Annotated in this window: 14 protein-coding genes; 10 read left to right on the top strand and 4 right to left on the bottom strand. The window is 55.0% G+C overall.

The features are described from left to right. Nucleotides 1-278: 278 nt before the first annotated feature. Complete coding sequence (locus AC2FJV_RS19675; RefSeq protein ID WP_496714444.1) at nucleotides 279-1346, bottom strand: ParB/RepB/Spo0J family partition protein; 1068 nt, start codon at nucleotides 1344-1346, stop codon at nucleotides 279-281. Next, a complete protein-coding gene (locus tag AC2FJV_RS19670; protein ID WP_496679694.1) occupies nucleotides 1339-2724 on the bottom strand; it encodes an AAA family ATPase in 1386 nt (461 codons plus the stop codon). Before AC2FJV_RS19670 ends, AC2FJV_RS19675 begins: the two co-directional genes overlap by 8 nt. 581 nt (nucleotides 2725-3305) lie before the next feature. On the opposite strand from AC2FJV_RS19670, the gene AC2FJV_RS19665 reads away from it, so the two are divergent. Next, nucleotides 3306-4565, top strand: coding sequence for a replication initiation protein (locus AC2FJV_RS19665; RefSeq protein WP_281995019.1), 1260 nt, complete (start codon nucleotides 3306-3308; stop codon nucleotides 4563-4565). Nucleotides 4566-4603: 38 nt separating this feature from the next. Here AC2FJV_RS19665 and AC2FJV_RS19660 read toward each other — a convergent pair whose 3' ends face one another. Both AC2FJV_RS19660 and AC2FJV_RS19655 read right to left on the bottom strand, forming a co-directional pair. Next, nucleotides 4604-6910: a Tex family protein gene (locus tag AC2FJV_RS19660; RefSeq protein WP_496690556.1), complete on the bottom strand. Its 2307-nt coding sequence runs from the start codon at nucleotides 6908-6910 to the stop codon at nucleotides 4604-4606. A 64-nt stretch (nucleotides 6911-6974) separates the two neighbouring features. Further along, nucleotides 6975-7997, bottom strand: coding sequence for an Ldh family oxidoreductase (locus tag AC2FJV_RS19655; RefSeq protein ID WP_496710114.1), 1023 nt, complete (start codon nucleotides 7995-7997; stop codon nucleotides 6975-6977). Between the two features lie 370 nt (nucleotides 7998-8367). Here AC2FJV_RS19655 and AC2FJV_RS19650 point away from each other — a divergent pair, with 370 nt between their 5' ends. From AC2FJV_RS19650 to AC2FJV_RS19610, 9 genes are all read left to right on the top strand, one after another. Next, a complete protein-coding gene (locus AC2FJV_RS19650) occupies nucleotides 8368-9000 on the top strand; it encodes a helix-turn-helix transcriptional regulator (protein WP_496714442.1) in 633 nt (210 codons plus the stop codon). Nucleotides 9001-9210: 210 nt separating this feature from the next. Further along, nucleotides 9211-9837, top strand: coding sequence for a hypothetical protein (locus AC2FJV_RS19645; protein ID WP_142640307.1), 627 nt, complete (start codon nucleotides 9211-9213; stop codon nucleotides 9835-9837). A 73-nt stretch (nucleotides 9838-9910) separates the two neighbouring features. Then, the gene (locus AC2FJV_RS19640) at nucleotides 9911-10510 is read left to right on the top strand and encodes a hypothetical protein (protein ID WP_271952480.1); all 600 of its coding nucleotides are present in this window, start codon (nucleotides 9911-9913) and stop codon (nucleotides 10508-10510) included. A 23-nt stretch (nucleotides 10511-10533) separates the two neighbouring features. Next, on the top strand, nucleotides 10534-11127 hold the full coding sequence (locus tag AC2FJV_RS19635; protein ID WP_281973906.1) for a hypothetical protein: 594 nt from the start codon (nucleotides 10534-10536) through the stop codon (nucleotides 11125-11127). Nucleotides 11128-11163: 36 nt separating this feature from the next. Beyond that, complete coding sequence (locus tag AC2FJV_RS19630; RefSeq protein ID WP_496690555.1) at nucleotides 11164-12471, top strand: hypothetical protein; 1308 nt, start codon at nucleotides 11164-11166, stop codon at nucleotides 12469-12471. 41 nt (nucleotides 12472-12512) lie between these two features. Then, nucleotides 12513-13193: a hypothetical protein gene (locus AC2FJV_RS19625; protein WP_496714440.1), complete on the top strand. Its 681-nt coding sequence runs from the start codon at nucleotides 12513-12515 to the stop codon at nucleotides 13191-13193. A 5-nt stretch (nucleotides 13194-13198) separates the two neighbouring features. After that, complete coding sequence (locus AC2FJV_RS19620) at nucleotides 13199-16495, top strand: hypothetical protein (RefSeq protein WP_496714438.1); 3297 nt, start codon at nucleotides 13199-13201, stop codon at nucleotides 16493-16495. Continuing rightward, on the top strand, nucleotides 16492-17130 hold the full coding sequence (locus tag AC2FJV_RS19615; protein WP_496714437.1) for a tail fiber protein: 639 nt from the start codon (nucleotides 16492-16494) through the stop codon (nucleotides 17128-17130). The genes AC2FJV_RS19620 and AC2FJV_RS19615 overlap by 4 nt, the downstream gene beginning before the upstream one ends. 21 nt (nucleotides 17131-17151) lie before the next feature. Continuing rightward, nucleotides 17152-17868 carry a glycoside hydrolase family 25 protein gene (locus AC2FJV_RS19610; protein WP_496714435.1) on the top strand — a complete coding sequence of 239 codons (717 nt, stop codon included), beginning with the start codon at nucleotides 17152-17154 and terminating at the stop codon, nucleotides 17866-17868. Nucleotides 17869-18040: the final 172 nt, after the last annotated feature.

Below are 18040 nucleotides of genomic sequence, written 5' to 3'. Positions count from 1 at the left end.
AGTTCATCCAAATGGCGGGATAAACTGCTCGCCAAATCCACTGATGCTTTGCCATCTAAAAAGTTTGCGACAGAACCGTTGACTGCCTATGGTCGTTGCAAAAGTTTGCGACACATCCCTAGCGAGCACCTCCAAAGGATCTTGAATTCATAATAATCATTTTTTCCACATTTTGATCATTACCTTGACGGTAGTAGAATTCACCTCTGCTAACCAATCCAGTCAGCTCTTTGATTTGTTTGGCGACGAGACCGACCTATCCCGGTCTCGTCAAAGGACTAACCCAGATGGTTGCCAATCTGGTCGATCAGTTTTTGAGCCTCATCAACTGAAATTTCCCGCCCGCGTATCCTGAGGCGGAGTTCCCCAGATGTCACCTCCGCCTGAATTGTGCCGCCTGTGGGAAGGACAACCGGTGTCAAGCGTTGCACCTGCTGCGGGCGCCCGCCGCGCGATTTAGCTTTTTTCGCGTCCGGCACGCCCTTGATTGCCGCTTCAAGCAGACCCCATTCGGATTTGGAATCCAACGGGCCGGCGCCAGCCAATGCCTGACGCAATCTGGTTTGTGCCCCGTCCCGCAATGCCGAAGCAAGCTTGAGCCCGGCCTTTTCTGACAACGACACGGGATGTTGCAGCAAATCCCCCAACGCTTCATGCACCATAGCAAAGCTACGGACCTTGGACCGTTTGGCTTTGGACGCTGCAGCAAAAAGCACATCGACAGCGGCCTCGGTTGAAGCAAAAACCCCCTGCCCTGCCGCCAGAACCGCGACGCGCCCGCGTTCATAAGGGCTGAGGTTTGAGCGCAACTCATTCTCTTCCACCATCGAGACGTAAGCGCCCTGCCCCGTTCCAGCCTCACGGACAAATGCAGGAATCTCGATGAACCGAGCATCACTTTGGGACAGCCGCTTGAAGGCTTCCAGGCGCCGATAGCCCGAGATCAGGCCAAAACTGTCACCGACCCGGCTCACCTCGATTGGCGTTCTCAAGCCGTGAACGCGCAACGATTCCAACAGTTCCGCCATGGCTTCTTCGTCTTCAACCATCCGGTCACGGCGGATAAAATCAGGATCAATCTGATCCAGCGGTATTTTTTCCGCAATCAAACCGGCGGTCTGTGCATCGCGCCATCGAGCTGCATCACCTTGGTCCTGGGCCAAAGCGACCCTGTCTGTCACGGACGCCATGCCACCCAAAGTGGCGGCCTCCGCCGCAACCTGAGCTATTGGAGGTGCTGACGAGCTTACTTCAAACGGGCTGATCGACGGTTTCGCGGCGAAACCCGCTTCAAGCTGTTCGAGCTCTGTTGTATCCGGTGCGGTCAGTCTTCTGCGTTTAGCCATCTGCTTCTCCTCCCATCTGAGCGTCGCGCCACCAGCAACCGATCAGAACCTCTTTGAATTCTGCGTAAGTCCGGTCAAATGTTTCCCGACCCCGAACATATGTGTCGCGGTTAAAATCACGGTAGTCGGCTTCGTAGATCCCATTCACCTGCTCACCAGCCTGCCCGACCAAAGCAGTATAGTCCTGCCGGTAGGCATTCATGAAATCCCCAAAATAGGCCTGAATTACGTTCGCCATGTCTGTTTGCTGACTGGCATCAAACCGGGTGATGATTGCGCGTACAACATCCCATTCGAACTTGAGCTCAGGCAAGCCAGCTGCGCGTTGTGCCGTGTTTTCTCCATCCTCGATACTGGCGAAGGTCGTATAGAGCATGTCAAAGAACCGACCCGTTGAATCAAACTCCAGAAACGAAGCTCCAAGCGGAACCAGAAGGATATCTGCAGCAGCCAGTGCATTGATCGTAAGGTACCCAAGTGCAGGAGGCGTATCGAGAAAGACGATGTCATAATCGTTGAGGATACCTTCATCCTCGAGGAAATTGGTCAGGCCGTCCCACAAAGGCCAACTTCTCAGCCCCATCCTCCACACTGGGATCTGGAACTCGGCCCAGTAAAGGTTCAACTGCGCACCTATCAGATCAATATTTGGCCAATGGGTGTTCTGAATTACATCGCCAGGAGTCGTTGTAAGCGCCTCTTGCAAGGTCTCATCCAAAGGAATTTCAGGTTGACCTGCCGCATTGCGCACGCGGTTTTCCTCCTGCACCGCCCGAGCATAGTCCTTTGCGATCAAGGGGAACACAGTTTGCCATTCATCTGCGACGGACCCGCCAAGGATCGACGTCATGGATCCTTGGCTGTCGAGGTCGATTACCAGTACTTTGTACCCGTCCAAGGCGGCGGACATGGCCAGATGGGCGGCGGTCGAGGTTTTTCCAACACCGCCTTTGAAATTTGCAACGGAAACAACCTTTGCCGGAAGCCCTTCAGGCCGGTAGGGAAGATACTCCTTCGTGCTGACGCCTTCAGCCGCAAAATGCTGGCGCAAGGTCAGGACCTCTTCCAAAGTGAACCATTTTGAACCAGCTTCTCCTTCGCCTTGAGGAAGATCAGGATTTGCTTTGAGGACACGGCGGAGATGCGCAGGTGCAACCGGAATTAGATACTTAGTTATTTCCCAGATTGAAAACCTACGCAGCCGCTTTTCACCATCAGGGGCATAACCTCGGCGAGCAAGATCCTCACGGCCTTTGGCGCAGAATGCCGCTGCTTTTGCGAATCGAGAGGTGCCTATAGGATCAGGTAACTTCCCGGCCGCTGTTGCGGGATCAAGATTCAGATATGGCGGTAACGGAGGTTGGTTTGATTTGTTCACTGTCGTTGCCTCAGAAGATGTTCGCCTTAGCGGCGTATATTTAGGAATGTAGCGAACATTATCTTCTAAAGCTATCCTGCTATCGGAAGTTTTCCACAGTTTTTGCGCGCGAGGCTGGGTTTCGCCACGAAACTCTAGAAAAATGAGAGAGCACGCCAACAAAGAGTTTATTATTTATAGAGTCTTTAAGAGATTTAGATTAAGAATATGATAATTATAACAACAAGTTAGATCACATTAGGGACCCATTTACAGTTCCTGGGGTATCCGATTCCGGGATCAAAGGTGCCCAGATACGGGACCAAAGGAACCATTCGACAGGAACAAGGGCACCGATTCGCAGGGACGTGGATCTTCGACGCTATTAGACACTTACAAAGCCGTTTCCAGTACGTTCGATCCTGTCTGAGTCGTTCTTATGACGGGCTCGCGATGATAGGTCTGGGGATAAGTTTAGGTATATCTGTTTAGGGTACCCGTTTTCGGGATGAGCCTGATCCTGTATTTGGGCACCTAATAGAAGTTGATTGATAGGTACCTTTCATGGCAGAAATACAAAAAAAGAGCAGTCAGGCAGAATCATGCCGGAAACACAAATAGACATGGATCACCTATCCGGAGCCTTGCGAAGGGAAACGGTGAAAAAGAACGTCGCCGCGATTCACATCAGCGGTAAGTTGACATTGCTTCAGCGAAAGCTGTCGAATGTCCTGCTTCTCAATGCCTATGATGCGCTGACATCTGCACAGACCCATACCATCGATGCACGAACTCTGGCGATGATGGTTGGCTATAACTCGAACGATTTTGATACCTTGCGTGCAAGCCTGCGCGCCCTGGCCGAGACTGTCGCTGAATGGGACATGTTGGATGAGCAGGGGCGTCAGGAATGGGGTGTTTCCTCTCTGCTGAGTTTTGCCAAGCTCAAGAATGGTGTTTGTGAATATGCCTACTCACCGGCGCTGGCGCAGAAGCTGTATGATCCCAAAATCTATGCGCTGATCAACGTTCAGATTCAGCGCAACTTTAGTTCTGGGCACGGATTGGCACTGTATGAAAACTGCTATCGCTTTGTGCGCATCGGGTCGACAGGTTGGTTGGCCTTGGACGTTTTTCGAAAGCTCATGGGGGTAGATGGCAGCGACTATTATACCAGCTTCAAACATCTCAACGCCAAGATCATCAAACCGGCGGTTGCCGAGGTGAACAAAAGCTCGGACATTCTGATCGAACCCGAGTTCCAAAAGAAAGGCCGGACGGTCACCGATATTCGCTTTCGGATTAAGGGAAACCCGCAAAAGGCGATGTTCGAAATTGATGACAGTGACGGTGCTCGGAATATGCAGGTGTACACGAAGCTACGTGATCAAGGGGTCTCGGATCGTTTGGCCCGACAGTGGATTTCCGAACATGGTGAAGACTACGTCGCGCAGAAACTTGATTACGTAAGGCAAAAGGGCGGAGTGAAATCCACATTGGGCTATCTGTCGGCTGCATTGCGCGATGACTATCAGCCACCTGAACCGGAACAGCCAGCGAAGCCCAGCCCCGAAGCACTGGAAGAAGCGCAGGCGAGGCAGGCCCAAGTGGCGGTTGAAGACAAAGCCTATGCCGAACGGGTAGCCGAGCGGGAGGAGCGGGCGCGGAAACTCTCGATCGTAGAAGAGCTGGTTTCGCGGCGAAACCCGACACAGAGGGACGCAGATAAAAGACTGTTTCTTGCCGGTCTAGACAACGACCTGGACCGCGAGCATTTCCGAGCGCATGCGTGGCGCTCGGGGCTGAACGCAACCGCAATCTTCGAATTCTGGCAAGAGCTAGAGCCAGACGCTTTCGACTGATCGCGGTAAGGGCAGGGGGGTGCATACCCTTTAGCAGATTATTGTTTCTTGAACGCAGATTTCAGCGCATCTGCAAGTGCCCCCTGCTGCGCATTATTGCCGTTTTTTGCGCGTTGTGTTTCTTTTTGTTTTGTATGGCTTTGCCGCGATTGGTCGCTGCTTTGAACGCGCTTTTGCCGGGTTTCAATGCCACCATCCTTGCGCATCGTCAGACCGATGCGTTTTCGCGGCGCATCCACCTCGACGACCCGTACCTTAACTACCTGGCCGGTTTTGACGACATCATGGGGATCTTTGACAAACCGATCTGCCAGTTGGCTGATATGCACCAACCCGTCCTGATGAACACCGATATCAACAAAAGCGCCGAATGCCGCGACATTGGTTACTGTGCCCTCCAGGGTCATTCCAGGTTTCAAATCACTGATCTCTTCCACGCCATCAGCGAACGAGGCTGTTTTGAAATCTGGCCGGGGATCACGACCGGGTTTTTCAAGCTCGGAGAATATGTCCTGAACCGTGGGCAGGCCAAAACTGTCGTTAACAAACTGTTCGGCGCGCAGGCCGTTCAGGGCCCCTTCATTCCCCATGATTTGCCGAATGTCCCGCCCACATGCGGCAACAACGCGCCGGGCCACGGAATAAGCTTCGGGGTGGACCGAGGACGCATCAAGGGGCTCGGCCCCATCGCGTATCCGCAGAAAGCCTGCGCATTGTTCGAATGCGCGGGGGCCAAGGCGCGCAACCTTCAGTAGCTCTGCACGAGATTGAAAGGCACCATTCATGTCGCGGTGCAACACGATGGATTCTGCCAGCCCCGGGCCTAACCCGGACACATGCGACAGCAATGGGGCAGAAGCAGTATTCAGATCAACCCCAACGGCGTTCACAACGTCTTCGATGACAGATGCCAGTGATTGCGAAAGCTTAAATTGATCGACATCGTGCTGATATTGCCCGACCCCAATGGATTTTGGTTCGATCTTCACCAGCTCGGCCAGAGGGTCTTGCAAGCGACGGGCGATTGAAACCGCTCCGCGAAGGGAAACGTCCAGATCCGGGAACTCTCGGGCGGCCAGTTCGGATGCGGAATAGACTGACGCTCCGGCTTCCGAGACGACAACTTTGGTGGGGGTTTTGACAGTCTTGGGCAAATCCTTGAGCGTATCACCAACCAGCTTTTCGGTTTCGCGGCTGGCTGTTCCGTTGCCGATTGCAACAAGCTCAATGCCGTGCTGGGCGATCAGGCGCAGGATTGTGGCCTGCGCGCCTCGAAGGTCATTCTTGGGTTGGAATGGATAAATAGTTTCAGTTGCAACCACTTTGCCAGTTGCATCGACAACCGCTGCTTTGACACCTGTTCGTATTCCAGGGTCCAGCCCCAAGGTTGGGCGGGCGCCAGCTGGCGCAGAGAAAAGTAAATCTTTGAGATTGCGAGAGAAAACAGAAATCGCCTCGTCCTGGGCACGGCTGCGGAGGTCGGCCATCAGGTCAACCATCATCGTCAGCGAGAGCTTTACCCTCCAGGTCCAACCGGCCACCTTGCGTAACCAAGTATCGGCAGTTGAATCCGTGCGGGTTAGCAGATGTGATGCGACGATCGCTTCCGCCCGAGCAGCGCCGGTCTCGGGGTCCGGCGCGATGTCCAATGTCACGATGCCCTCTTTTGACGCGCGAAGCATCGCCAAAGCCCGATGAGACGGCGTTTTGGCCCACAGCTCGGAATGGTCGAAATAGTCGCTGAATTTCGCGCCATCCTGTTGTTTGCCATCAATCACCTTTGAGGTCAGCAGCGCCTCGCGCTGCATGAAGCTGCGCAGTTCGCCTAACAGGGTGGCGTTTTCGGTTAGTCGTTCGGTGACAATGTCGCGGGCACCGTTCAGGGCATCCTTGCTGGTCGGAACAGCCTCGGACAGGTAGGATTGGGCAAGGGTATCGGGATCGACAGACCGGTCTGCAAGAATTGCGTCAGCCAGAGGTTCCAACCCGTTCTCGCGTGCGATCATTGCCTTGGTGCGCCGCTTGGGTTTGTAGGGAAGGTAGATGTCTTCCAACTGTGCTTTGGTGCCAGCCAGCGCAATGGATTTTGCAAGATCATCTGTCAGCTTGCCTTGATCCTTGATCGAATTCAGGATGGTTGTGCGCCGGGCGTCCAATTCGCGCAGATAGGTCAGGCGTTCTGACAGGGTGCGCAGTTGGGTATCGTCCAAACCGCCTGTCGCTTCTTTGCGGTAGCGCGCAACAAAGGGCACAGTCGCGCCTTCGTCCAGCAATTTTACTGCGGCCCCTACCTGATCGGGTCGGGCGTTGATCTCGGTGGCGATGGTGCGGGCGATGCGGTCCAATGGGGCCTCCTGACAGTCGTTCGGAGAGACTTCTTAGCCAGCTGCTTTGCTGAGGGGAAGGGGGCTAAATCCGTTGGGCCAACTCTTGCAGATCGTCATAGAGGGTTTTGGCAATCTTTACATATCCGCGTTCCGTGTTACGGGCCCGGGCGGCAAACCGGCGTTGGGATGGCAGGCGCGCGCCCTGATCGGTGATGTCAGCGAACAGGCGTTCTGCCCTTGCATCGTTCGGGTCTATTCGGCCACCACTGAAATGCCCCGGATCGAAGGCCAGAAGGATTTCACCATGATAGGGGGCGCCGCCTGAGTTGCCGGCAAACTCCATGCTTTCCAGGCTGGTCAGGTCGTCGATCAGCGGACCGGCCAAGAGTTCGATCATGATGGACAGGGCCGAACCCTTGTAGCTGCCGAAGGTCAACATCGCACCCTCCATCGCAGCCTGCGGGTCGTTGGTTGGGTTGCCGTCCTTATCGATTGCTACGCCATCGGGTAGGGGCTTGCCTGCGCGGCGATAGAGTTCGATTTCGCCACGGGCAAAGGCGCTTGTCGCGAAGTCAAAGGTGAAGGGATCCTTGCCCTGTCGCGGCCAGCTGAATGCCAGCGGGTTGGTGCCCAACGAACCGCGGGTGCCGCCGGCTGGGGCAACCCAGGAATGGCTTGGTACCATCGCCATCGCCGCAAGGCCGGCAGCAGATAGCCGCTCCACTTCGGGCCAGAGCGCAGAGAAATGAAAACAGCGATTGATGGCCATGGCTGCAATACCATGGGTTCGGGTTTTCTCGATCAGAATTGGAAGTGCCTCATGAAATGCCAGCAGGGACATACCTCCGCGAGCATCGACCCGAACGATGGCGTTATCCGATTGGGTAATGGCTGGCGCGACATTTCCGTCAATCTTGCCTGCCTTCATGGTGTCATTGCACATGAACAGTCGGAACAGGCCGTGCGACTGGCAATCATCAATTTGACAGGTGACCAGCATATCCGCGATGGCCGCTGCATGGTCCGGCCCGTATCCGGATCCGGACAGAATGGTCAGGCTTAGGTTTCGTATCTCATCCAGTGTCAGCTTGACCGCTTCGCTCATCTGCCATGTCTCCCATTGCGTTGGCAGAAGAAGGCATAGCTTGGTCTGGCTGGCAAGGAGAACCCTTTGCAATTTGCCACTCATTTATGGTTAATGCCGTATTGGATTGGTCTAATAATGCAATATGTGAATAAGTTAACAGAAGTTCCCAGACCTTTTGTACTCAATCGAAAGTTGTGGTGGCGGCTCAGCGACTCAAGTTGATTTTTCAGATCAGCAGAGGTCGCACTCTGCGTGGCGCCCTACAAAATTTTCAGAAGTTTTTTGGATGGGGAATTTTATGCATAGTCCTTATGATCGTGACCGAGTGATCTGCTTGGAGTTTACACCGCGCCTTTTGTCCGAATTTCGCAGCATAGTTGAAAGGTCTATGGGATACCGCGTGTCGAACGATGCAGAAAGCACAGGCATTTCTCACCATGAAAAAGCAATCGTTGTACGTCAGTGCCTGAAGCGTTTTGTGCCGGCCAATGCCCCAAAACCTGCCGGGTCGCATAAGCGCCAGCACAGTTTTGCACTGATCAACCTGGGTTTGTCGACGGCGCGTGCCGAAGTATATTCGCAAGGATACAGCGACTATATTGCCTATCCATTTGTCACCAGCGAAATCCAGCACAGATTCAGTGCGGCGCGAGCATTGATGAAACAGAATGTCTCTGCCGAGTACTTTTCAAAAGATACGTTGGTCAATGCTGCTTGTAATTTCCTTTCTACCGAGCCCGAATTTACAGGCGGCATTGACGCCTTGGCGCAAGTGGTCGGGTCAAACCGGAACACCTTGTCCAAGCGGTTCAAGGAAGAGTTCGGCGTTGGCCCCATGGCTTGGTTTCGGCGCTACAGGTTGAACTATGCAGCGGCCCTGGTTCTTGAGGGGCAGCACAGCATTCAGGACATCGCCTTCAAAGTTGGCTACGAGGATGCGAATAACTTTTCGACCGCGTTCAAACGGGAATTCGACGTCTCGCCGTCAGAGTATCGGCGCTATCGCAATTCGATGAACTAAGCATCACCCAAAACACGTCCTGGATGAGCATGCTCCTGCGCGCGCGAGGCTGGCCAAAGTGTGCACCGGTTACCGCGGGCAGGGGTCTAACAGTGCAAAGATCAAAGGAAATGATGATTCCTGCAAAGATCGAATTACAGAGTTCTCAGCTAGCATTGATTCACGATTTCGTCGTTCTCGACAAGAACCGCTAATGGAAGGAATCTGAAATTGGTTACCGAAAATATTCAACTCAGATTGGTCAATCACTCGGATGATGCCAATAATTCATCGATCGTTATTTTCCAGCAAAACGTGGCCGAAGATTTCGGCGAACTCGCTATCGCGTGGAAAGTCATCAAAAACCTGGGGCGTCTGGATTATCACCCCTTCAAATACCCGCTGAAGTTTCAGGTTTCGGCCTCGGACAGCTATGGGAACTATACGCCGCAGATGACGGCCTATGACGGTCAGGCCTACGAAATGGTCAAAGACACCAGCGGGGATATCTTGCGCCTGGCCAAGACCCCGGCAACGTCGCCGAATGAGGTCGAGCTGCGCAACAACCTGACCATGGGATCGATCAACGCGAATATCTATCGCGAAGGCAAACTTCTGGCCGCCAAGACCAACCTTGCACCGGGGCAGAAGGGCGTCTTTCAGTTCCACCCGACCATCTATATCGGCGTGGTGTCGCAGATCGAAGAGGGCCAGGTCATGGACTCGGCGATCATCAGTCAGATCAACACCGAGATCAATCTGTTCGGCATCCAAAGCGCTGATATCGTGATGTCGGGCGGCGGGCCTGGCAAAAACTCTACCCCCTTTGATTTCCAGCTGGCAAACATCAATGCGTAAACGCGCCCTGCGGCGGATTACTAGCCGCAGGATGCACACCGCTTGACGGAGCTATGGAAAGAGGAGGTGTGTCATGACCAAAACTGCCGACACAACAATCGCCCTAAAACGCAAACGGTCTGAGGGCGACGAAGACAGCGATCAGAAGGCTGCCGCTGATACCCCGACGCCGGTAAAGCCCGCGAATCCCAAAAAGCCGGATTCGAAACCCAAGGATGACGCGGACAAGAAAGACAGTTTGAAGCCCATCAAACAGGTTTGGCAATCTGGCGATTTCCATAAGACCGGGCGCAACAAGCCCCCCTATAACGGGCTTCAGATTTCGGTCCAGTACAAGGTGGACGATGCCGGGAAATTTGAGGACGTAACCGTCACCTTCACTGACTACACATATTCTAAGGACGGGGTTTCATCCAAAATTCAGGCTCTTGCGGTCAGTGATGGCTGGGTTGAAGTTCCCAAACCGGCCAAACCCAAGTCCAGCAGTGATACCAAAGCGTCAACGTCCAAGGGCGATAAGGGAAAAACAGATTTCACAGTGGTCGGCCACGTCAAAATCAGTGGCGAGCCGGATGGAAAGTTCTTGAGGTTGCGTCTGAAATCCGGCCTGGAGCCGGGGTTTCAACAGCTTGGTTTTATCATGAGGCTGTCGCCGCCGCCGTCGAGTTCATAACACAGATTCGTCAGGGTGGCGCGATGACAACCCAACTCGTATTTGAGAACCGATCATTAAACCCCAATGTGCGCAGGGTTGGCCTGTTCTGGGACTGTTTGGATCACGACCAGCACATCAGGCCATTAACCTGGCAGGTTGTTCTGCAATGCCCGTATCGCTGGTACCGAAGCTTTCAGATTGATCTGACCCTGTCGGTCAGGTTCGTCACCTGCGAGGGCAATATCTCGCCCGATGTTCTGGTGGATCGCAAAGTTGTCTGTGGCGAGGCAACGATCGAACCCCGGCGCAAAGGCGACGGGATTGACCTGACCATCACGGTTCCAAAAGGGCATCGGTTGCACAAGGTGCAGGTCGTGCGCTGCGGCTTTCCCCTGACCGAAACCCGCCTGCCTTTGCAGGGAGAATGCGTGCTCCGGGCTCCGGACCGGCTGAACTTTGCGGCCGATATGACAACGCGGCAGGGTTTTCGGATCGACCGCCGGGAAATAGGTCCGGGTGTGGCCAGTTTTGATCTGCACCAGGTCCAGGCAATGCGCGTCGCCATGTATGGCGGCACGCCGGGTCCGAATTCCGATCCGATCAATTTTGTTGGTTACGACATTCAATATTCATGACGCCCCAAGCGGGCGAAACTTTGGAGGAGTGAATTGATGGCTTACAGACGTACATCCGGAATCCTGACCAACGGCGGTGCTGATCCCAAGCTTGAAGCGGACTATATCGTTGCCGCCGCCATCGTAGGTCATTCGATCGAACAGATCCGGGCCAATGTCGATGTGCAGTTTTCAATGGAACCTTCTGACGAGATGCCCAGGTCCGACAAATGGTCCCGCGAATGGGATCAGCTTCAGCAAGCCGCCCAGAAAATCGGACAGCTGGCCGCTTTGGAAATCGACATGCAGGGTCATTCTGTTAGGGCAGGGACGGCCGTCGATCATAAAACCGGCGCTGTGATCGTTGGGGTTTATGGCTTGGCCGGGCATGAGCCTCCGACCGAGGGCGATATCCGCCACCCCGAACACCACCTCAGTGACAAGGGGCAGGTGCTATATGATGAGATCAAGCAAAGGGATCGCGACCCCGCTTATCAGTATATCGGGCTGGGGGCCTATACCGGGTTTGTCGATAACGGAAATGTCGAAGGCGACACCGATCCGGTCGGTCCAATGCCAAGCGCGCGGTTCCATATCCCTGATCTGGATGCGGGCGATCATGACGACAATATTTTCGAGGGATGGTACCCTCGGTGGTTGCCGCCCGAGGATTCTGCCCTGTGGAACCCGCGCGTTCGTCGCGATACCCATGACCATGACTGCGTTGGTTGGGGCATCATTGGCGGCGATCTGGCGCAGGATGCTCCGAAGGAAGGGGAACCCGATCACGGGGCGACAAACCGGTCGGACCAGATCACCAATATTATGCGCTTTGATCAGGGTATGAATTTCGTCGATGAAAGCGGGGACGAAGGCGTTAAGGGCTATACCCACGGTATGATCCAGGCGATCTACAAGGCCTATCATCTGGGCCCGCATTGCACGCCTTATGAAATTACGGTTGGTGACTGTACCACCAAGCTGGCCTCGTGTTTTGGCTGTACGATGTTCATGACCGCCAATGGCTATCCGCCCACCTCGACCCATCTGGGGCGCGCCGAAAGCTGGGTGCCACTTTACGAGCCGTACAAGCCGTCGACCTCACCTAAAACCGAGCGGATCGTGATCAACGACCTGAACGCCAGCTTTGCCGCCTATTGCGACAAGGTTCTGCGTACTGGGATGCGCGCGCTGAGCGTCGACAATATCGCGGATGCCTATGACCACTGCCCGGCTGCGCTGGAGCATGTTCTGGGCGGGCATTATTCTGCGGATAACCGGGTTGCGGTCTCTCTGTTTCTGGATGCTCTGACGGTTCATGACCGCGAGCTGAGCCGCGTCCGTCGCGTATTGGGTTTGGACTAAGTCACCGACAGCCCGAATTAACATATCGGAGGAGAAGACATATGGCCTTTCAGGTTTATGCACTCGTACATACCCGCTCTGGTCGGTTTCTGATGTTTCGCCGACCCATCCTGACCTATTTCCAACGCGGAAACGGCGGGCAGATTTTCCCTGAAGGTCAGAAATTACAGGGTGGTGGGCGCTATGCTTTGCCATACGCAAAGGTTGATCCTGAAATCGCGATTGAGCTTTGGGAGGATGATAATTTCATTGCCGAAGCCGGCCAGCAAATTCTGATTGATTGTTGCGGTGCGCTGATCGAGTTTCTTCCCCCAGAAGCGGCAGACAAGGGGCCCGTGTCAATCGAGGGCGAGCATGAAATATTGCTCGCCCCGGCGACCGAAGTCGTGACCCGTTTCGACGAAGATGGCACGCGATCCGCGGTTTATTTCGCCGAAGTGTCCGACGCGGATCTGGACCGCATTCGCGACTATATGGTTGAGGTGTTGGCCGAGGCTCGCGCGGCGATGTTGGCCGTGATTCAAGACAACCTGTATGAATACACCGAGATCGAGGTATTCTATCCGCATGCGCCTTTTGACAATATCCATACCGGTGTCGACGTCTGGCAACTCGACATCGAGCGTCTGGAAATCAGTGGCTTGAAATCTAGCAAGCTGACCAAGGGTTCACTGCAGGCGATCAGCGAGCTTGAGGTCGTGTTGGCGGTGGAAGACGCTTAACGGGCATGACCAGCCAGGACCCCAAACTCATTTGGATGGATGCCCCGTTCGAGGATTTGCGCAACCAGTTGGTTGCCAATTTCGAAACCCATCCCCATGGTGCCGATCCCCCTGAATTCGTGACCGTCCAGTTCTTTTTCACCAAGACACCGGGCAAGGCCGTGCGCGGCCCTGTTCTGAGGTACAAGGAAAGAACGCCGCTGAATGTGCTGTTCGAAACCGGTGAGCGGTTGACCGGTACCCTGACCTGGCAAAGCGGGTTGAGTACGCCGTTGTCTCAGCAAGTCCTTGGGGCCTTGGCTCTGCAAGAACCCGAGACCGGTCGTGTCTGGCGTTTTCAGGGTTTTATGTCTGAATTTGGCAAGCCAAGCCATATTCCATCGCCCGATTCCGGGGCAGGGGGCGGGGCCGATGATGGTGGGAACTCTGGCACCGGGCAAAACGGTTCAGGTGGACATGACGGGCATGACCCAGATCAGCCAAGCCACACTCACGGCGGTGATGGTGATAATCCATTTAGCGATGACCCGGATTCTGATGGGCTGAGCCCGGCCACTCAGGGCGCTAACCTGCGCTGGGATGAGCTGTTCCCCTTCATCTATATGAAACATTGGCCGTCGATAGCGCCGGGCGCGCTGGATGCGGGTTTCATGGAGGTTCCGCAAAAGATCCTGGCGAACAGCGTGTTCCTGCAAAGCCTTGTTTCAAAATCCGGGGACAGGTCAGGGCAGGAGGCTTTGGCGGTTACTTACGTGGATCCAAGCTCGAACACCGACAATACACCAGGTGGGAATAGTTCGCCCCATCCGGCATCGGATGCGGGGCAATCCGGCAAGGCTCAGCCTGCGGCCGAACCGGGCAAACCCAAAGGGTTCATCTCCTCGATTGAATCGCTTGGCCCGCCATTCAGTTCTTATCCTGAATTGTGGCCGGCTCTGCGAGAGCTGCCTGATTTTTCGCTGGCCCAGATCACAGATCTGATCAAGGCCCGTCTGGGCGGATGGGCCGCATTCAAGGTTCTGGCAAATGCACCGGATGCGCAAAAGGAACTGGCCCGCATCTGGGAAAGCATCGTTGCGCTGAACCTTTTGGCTGGCTGGCAAAAAGACGAACTTGCAGTTCTGATTCAGGTGTTGACTACCCATCACGTTCTGACCCGTGCGCTGGCTGCAACCGAAGGAGGGCAGGCCAGCTTGATGACCGATCCGGTCACCGGACAACAGATCAAAGCTTGGATGCATGCGACGCTGGTTTTGCCTGGCTCCATATTCGAGCCGAAAAAACCTGCGCCGGTTGCAGCAAAGGATACAGATCATCAGATCCCTCTGAAATTGACAAAGCCCGGCTGGGTGCGCGCCTATTCATACGGGCTTGCCCGTTCGATCCGGTATCAGCCGCTTGGGTATGAATTGGGCGACGTGCAGCGTATCGAAAATGTCCTGCGCGGTGAAATGCGCGAGACGCGAAACCGGAGATTGCAGCGCCGCGAAAGCCATGAGGCACATTCCGATGTGACCACCAAAATTGCCCGGCGGGACGAGGATACCTCGGTTTCGGACCTGATCAATCAGGTGCAAAAGACGTTGGCCGACCATGTCTCGACCACGCATGTCAACTCTTACGACACCCAGTACGGAATGCCGACAGATGGCAATAAGATGAGTGTTACTGGGAATTGGTGGGTGCAAGAGCAGCCAGCCGGAGGCTTCGCGAAAAACGACCTGAAATTTGCCCGCGACATCGTCGAGAAAACGGTGCGAAACCTGTCACGCGAAATGCGCCATACGCGCGAGTTATCCGAAGTTGAAGAAACCGAATACTCGGATGTGACGCGCTTTGACAATCGGCGGAACGGCACGGATATCCGCGGCATCTATCGTTGGGTGAACAGAAGCTTTCGCTTGCGCACGAAAAGTCTGGGCGAGGTTTTGATTTTTGAGATCATGGTCCCCAGCCCGGGTGAGAATCTTGTCCGGCATATTCGCCGGTCCTGGCAGCTTGATCTGCGCCCACCGAAATCTCCAGGCGAGTTTGGGATAAGCGGATTTCAGGATTTGACCGATGAGACTGGCAAGACAGACGATGGCAAGATATTTTATCTCGAGGCGTTTCAGGAATTTGGCGTGGAAGAGACTCGTATGGCCCCGCCATTCAAGCTTGTGGTCAGCCAAACGGTGCAAAGCCATACGCCAGTGGCCGATGGCGCCGTCCTGATCCCCAGAGGCTTTGAGCCCATCAAAGCAACAGCAACGGTGATGAGTGTCGGAACTCCCGCAGAAACCCATGTCATCGTGGGCTCGGTCGCCCTGCAACCGCAGCAAGCGGGGGACAAATCCGCCCCGCCCGGTTCAAACGGCCATGCGGACAAGTCACCGCAGCCACTGCGCCTGCCTGTCAGCCAAGCCTCGGGCGCGCAGGTGCTGAGCGCCCAGCTGGATAAAGGGTTCGGAACCGGAACCTCTCCGGCAGATGAAGGCCATCCGCTTGGGTTCACCATTCTGTGCAGCCTCAAGCAAACCGCAGCCACACAATCGTCCGAGCCCAACTCTCCGCCGGATATGCCGGTTCCCGATCCTGCACCAATGCATTTGCAAACCGAATTGACCGGTTTCTTTGCGGCAACTCTTGAAGTGACGTGCCAACGGTCGGCGCAGACTTATTCCGACTGGCAATTCGAAACCTATAGGCTGATCAAGGAAGCGTATGCGCGGCAGCTAGAGGGTTACCGTCGCAAACTGGAACAACAGGTGGCTGCGATTGAGGCTCAGAACCCTGCGTTCCTGAACAAGGCGATGACGACGGAAATCCTGTCCGCGGCCCAGGAGCAAATCTTGACCCTCAGCGGGTCCGAGAAGGATGCCGTGGCCCCGGATTATGCCAAGCCGCGTATCAGGCACTATTTGCAACAAACGGTCGGGTGGTCCGACATCGCCACATTCATGGATATCGAGGACGAAGTCAGCGATCTGACAGGCGACCCCGCGGATCTTGCCCTGCGCGAGACCGTACCCGACCTGCGGTTCCGGGATTTTCTGCGCGCTGACCGTGTGCGCATTCTGGCGCCGGTCGACAGAAAGCACGCGCGCAGTTTCCTGTATTTCCTGCGCACCGGCCGGATCTGGCCGGATGCAGATCATCTTGCCCCTTGCCTGCCCGAAGACGCCGAAATTGTGGCCCGGATTAAATCGGAACATACACAAGACGATGAAGGCAATGCGCAATCCTGGACGGTTCAGGTGCCCACGCATATGTGCATGCTGAGTGCGGATAGTGATCTGCCAGGTCAGACGGATTCAGAATGAGACCGCCAGGCTTTCCGACCCCGCCCCGACCAAACGCCCCCGGCGGACCGCTTGAACCACAACAAGGCTGGGGTCCGTCTCCGGGCCGGGTATTGGGAATGCCGGTTGGCGCGGTGATCGCTTTTTCCGGGGAGCTTCTGGGACAATCCAAAAAGCTGGCGGGCGGGACCACTGATCTGCAACAGTATGGCTGGAAGGTTTGCGACGGCTCACCTCTGTTGATTTCCGCTTATCCGGAATTGTTTGCCGCCATCGGATATCTGTTTGGTAAAGGCAAGGACGGAGAGTTTCGACTGCCTGATTACCAGGGCTATTTTCTGCGCGGGGTCGACCCCGGCGGGAAAGTCGATAAGGATCAGGACCAGAGGTACCGAACCGACAAAAAGAACCAGAAATATGACGGGGTAGGGTCGCTGCAACTGTCTGCGCTCCAGCAACACCAACATGTGCTGGAACAAAGCGACAGCACGGTTTCAAACGGAGTGTTAGGCCCGGAACCGGTTATCGCCCCCACACCCCAATCCAATTCGGGCAACGTCGTTAAAGGGTCGGCCCTGACCAGCGAGACCGAGACCCGCGCAATCAACATCTCGGTCTATTGGCTGATCAAATGTCGGTTGGATGCGGTGTTATGACAGATAGAAAAGGCCGATCTGATGGCATGTAGGCTGGGCAAAATTGTAAGGTCGTTTCGCAAACCATCGGGTCAGATTCCCAAAGCGGCGCCAGATAAGGCGCAGGCAAAAGGGATAGATGTCAGTGATCATCAGCGGGATATCAACTGGCCGCAAGTCGCAGCCTCGGGTGTTTCTTTTGCGCTGATAAAGGCGACCGAAAGCGTCAGCATCAAGGATGCGTATTTTCAGCCAAATGTACTGGGCGCGAATGAGGTGGGTATCCTGTGCGGCGCCTATCACCTGCTTCACATCAGCCACCCGGCCAAGCCACAGGTCACAAATTTTATCGATGCAGTGCAGGCTGTTCTTTCGAAAGGCCCGGTTGGAAAATCGGGCCTTCTGCACCTGCCATTTACACTCGATCTTGAAGGCGTCCCGACGGCACAGGGGGCCGCCTATCGAAGCCTCGCGCTGGAATGGCTTACCAGCGTTCAGAGGGCTTTCGGAACGGTGCCGATGGTATATGCCAATCTGAACACCTGGGAGACTGAGCTGACTTCGGGTTTCGGGAACTACCCGGTCTGGCTGGCAGAATACGCAGCCAGACCCGCACCGGATGCTCCGCAATGGGAGTTTTGGCAGCACTCTACGAACGAGCGAGTGTCCGGTATTGCCCCAGAGGTTGATTTGGACGTGTATTGCGGATCGGTTCAGCAACTGAAGGCGCAGTACGGGGTGCAAAGCCGAAACTTATAATTGTCACAGTTCGATTCACCAAAATGATCAGTTGCTAACTTGGGCAAACCCAAAAAACGGTAGTGCAACTCCGCAAAGAATTTGAGTGATCCCGTTGAGCAGCCTCATCTGACTGGTTCAATTTGATTGTTAGTGCATCATTGGCCTGTGATCCATTGAGATGATGGTTTCG

This window comes from Ruegeria sp. CDSA241, from assembly GCF_059611265.1.
This window is presented reverse-complemented; position numbering and strand designations above follow the sequence as displayed.